This window comes from Deinococcota bacterium, assembly GCA_030858465.1.
Taxonomy (GTDB): domain Bacteria; phylum Deinococcota; class Deinococci; order Deinococcales; family Trueperaceae; genus JALZLY01.
The window spans coordinates 1-2452 of the sequence record JALZLY010000188.1 but is presented as its reverse complement, the minus strand read 5'-3'; the positions used below and the strand labels follow the sequence as shown (position 1 = coordinate 2452).

At 68.3% G+C, this 2452-nt stretch carries 4 protein-coding genes; 2 read left to right on the top strand and 2 right to left on the bottom strand.

All coding sequences use genetic code 11. The features are described 5' to 3' along the window. Window positions 1–61 precede the first annotated feature (61 nt). Window positions 62–982, bottom strand: coding sequence for a hypothetical protein (locus tag M3498_09675; GenBank protein ID MDQ3459550.1), 921 nt, complete (start codon window positions 980–982; stop codon window positions 62–64). A 143-nt stretch (window positions 983–1125) separates the two neighbouring features. On the opposite strand from M3498_09675, the gene M3498_09670 reads away from it, so the two are divergent. Beyond that, complete coding sequence (locus tag M3498_09670; GenBank protein MDQ3459549.1) at window positions 1126–1359, top strand: hypothetical protein; 234 nt, start codon at window positions 1126–1128, stop codon at window positions 1357–1359. Between the two features lie 3 nt (window positions 1360–1362). Beyond that, the gene (locus M3498_09665; GenBank protein MDQ3459548.1) at window positions 1363–1608 is read left to right on the top strand and encodes a hypothetical protein; all 246 of its coding nucleotides are present in this window, start codon (window positions 1363–1365) and stop codon (window positions 1606–1608) included. Window positions 1609–1674: 66 nt separating this feature from the next. Here the strand turns inward: M3498_09665 and M3498_09660 are convergent. Continuing rightward, on the bottom strand, window positions 1675–2452 hold a 778-nt coding region (locus M3498_09660; protein MDQ3459547.1), incomplete at its 5' end, for a hypothetical protein.

Here is a 2452-nt window from a genome sequence, read left to right as displayed (position 1 = left end):
GTCATAGCCCGGTCGGCGGGCGCGATCGGGTGGCGACGGTCGGGGTCGATCAGGAGTGCGCTCATCCCTGCTCGGCGGGTGCAGGCTCGGCGGGTGCGGGCGGTGCAGGTGCGGCGGGTGCGGGCGGTTCACCCGCGGACGCTCCGTCCGCCGGGTCATCCTGCTCGGCGGAGGTGTCGTCGCCGACGCCCGCCTCACCTTGGCCGGGTTCACCTTGACCGGCTGGTTCACTGGTCTCCATCTGCTCCGCGGGCGAAGTGACTTCGGGTGCCAAGGCGGCGCCTTCTGTGCGTGCGTCGTCCCCTGCCCTGTCCTCCCCTATCCTGTCCTCAGCTAGCGCGTCTCCGGCTGGCGCGTCTCCGGCCGAGCTGCCGTCGGCAACCTCCTGCCGCGCCTGATCGTCGGGCTGTTGCGCCTCGGCCGCCCCGTCAGCAGGTGCTTGGTTCTCAGTCTCCCGAGGGGGCTCCTGAGGGTCGGGCGCGCTTTCGCTTGCCTGCGCCTCGCCCGCCCCGTCGCCTCGAGCCTGCTCTGTAGTCGGCGCGGCAGGAGGGGCCGGGTTCAGCCGCGGCGCGGCAGGTCCGGCGCTCGCCTCGGACGCGACGCGGTTGACGCTCACCTGAACGGCGGCCTCGGCCGCGAGCTCCTCGATGCCGAAGCGCGCTCCGCTCTCGTCCTCGAGCTCGAGCCGGCCGCTCTCGTCTACCCGCCCGGACCAGGACTTTATGTCGCCGTCGGTGGACACCAAGATGAGCACGAACTCCCTGGCGTTCTCGCTCAGGGTGAGCTCGAGGACGCCGTTACGCACCACCCCGTAACCGAGGATGCCGTCGCCACGCACGTTGGTGATCATCAACTCCGCGCCCTCGCTCAGCCCTTCTCCCTGAGCCAGGGGCAGAGCGAGAAAGGCCGAGATCATGAGCGCCTTGAGCAACCGTTTCACCGTAAAGAGCCTGTCCATTTCACGAGTAATAAACCTGTCCATTTCATAAAGCCTAGGGCCTTCTCCTTAGAGTCTACTGAATAGACCTGAAGCATTCTTAAGTTCTGGTCACACACACCTCGGAGCACCCCATCGTGTGGCCCCCTGCTATAGTTCCCCTGCTAGTGTCCCTGCTATAGTGAGGCATGATCTATCCGGCCTTCGAGGCGCGCGAGGTGACGGGCGAAGTTCTCTTAAAGGACCGCACGCTGATGGAACTCTGGAAGTGGGCTTCCGACGAGGGCCGGGTCCAGGCCGTGCAGCTAGGCGGCGGCAACTACGCCGTCGTCAAGGACGAAGACCTGGCCGCCAAGCTTCAGGCCTTTGCCCCAGGGCTGAAACGCTACGCCTACGACGAGACCAGCCAGGAGTTGCGCTGACCCGTGCAGGACCCTCACGACCTCCTGCAGACCTTTCACGGCATGATCGCGCGCGCCACCGAGGGCGTCTGGCACCGCGACGCGGCCGAGGCGGCCATCACCCTCGAGCAGGCCCACGAGGTGCTCGAGGCGCTCAGGCCCCAGCTCGAGGACGCGCTCTACGAGCGGCTGCTCAACGCCTGGATCAACGCCGCGCAGCTCGTCGAGCACGCCGGCGATTACGGCCCCGACCAGGAGCGGCCGAGGTAGCCGGAAGTGTGCGCCCCATGCGCGCGCTTGAAGGGGCGTCTTCTCCAACGGTCCGTGGCGTTTGACTCAGTCACCCAGACCCGCCGCCCACAGCAGCAGCCGCTGCGCGTGCTCCTTGTTGTCGACCTCGCTGATATCGGTCCCGGGGCCGCCGTTCCAGAAGCCGTTGCGGTCGAAGGTGCCGACCACGCGGCCCTCGCCGACCTCGGCGACGACCAGCGCCCCGTCCGCCGCGGTGAGCGCGCCGTCGTCGGGGTGGAGGCGCACGTCGCCGCGGGTGCCGCCCGTCTGCAGGCGCGCCAGGATTCGCGCGGGGCTGCTGGCGCGGATCAGGCTCACGCCCTCGCCGCGAAACACCACCCCGCCGTTCCTGTCGTAGGCGTTCAGGTAGTGGTCCTCTAGGTACTCGCGGATGGTGAAGATGCCCGCGCCGTTGTCGCGCAAGAACTCGAGGCCGAACTGCACCGTCAGGTCGTTGTTGCTGGTCTTGCCGACCGGGTTGCCGACCCCGACCTCGCGGTAGTCCCCGCCAAAGGCGCTGTCGCTCCAGGCGACCACGCCGCCGCCGGCCAGGACCCACTCGGCCAGGGCCCCGGCCTCCGCCCCATTGAAGCGGCGGTTGTTGGAGCCGAGGATCACCACCCGGTACGCCCGCAAGGTGTCCGCGTTCAAGGTGACGTTGGCGTCGAGCCTCTCCTCGGGCTGAAAACCGACCTCTTCAAGCGCGGCGGCAAACCGCGACATGCCCACCCTGCCGGTGTCGGAGAGCTTCATGTCGTGCAGGGCAGGAGGGATGGAGCCGTACAGGTAGAGGACCCTCATGGTGCCCTCGGCGGGACCACGG

Coding starts and splice junctions, on each gene's coding strand:
- M3498_09675 (MDQ3459550.1), bottom strand. CDS start 982: ATGGACAGGTTTATTACTCGTGAAATGGACAGGCTCTTTACGGTGAAA.
- M3498_09670 (MDQ3459549.1), top strand. CDS start 1,126: ATGATCTATCCGGCCTTCGAGGCGCGCGAGGTGACGGGCGAAGTTCTC.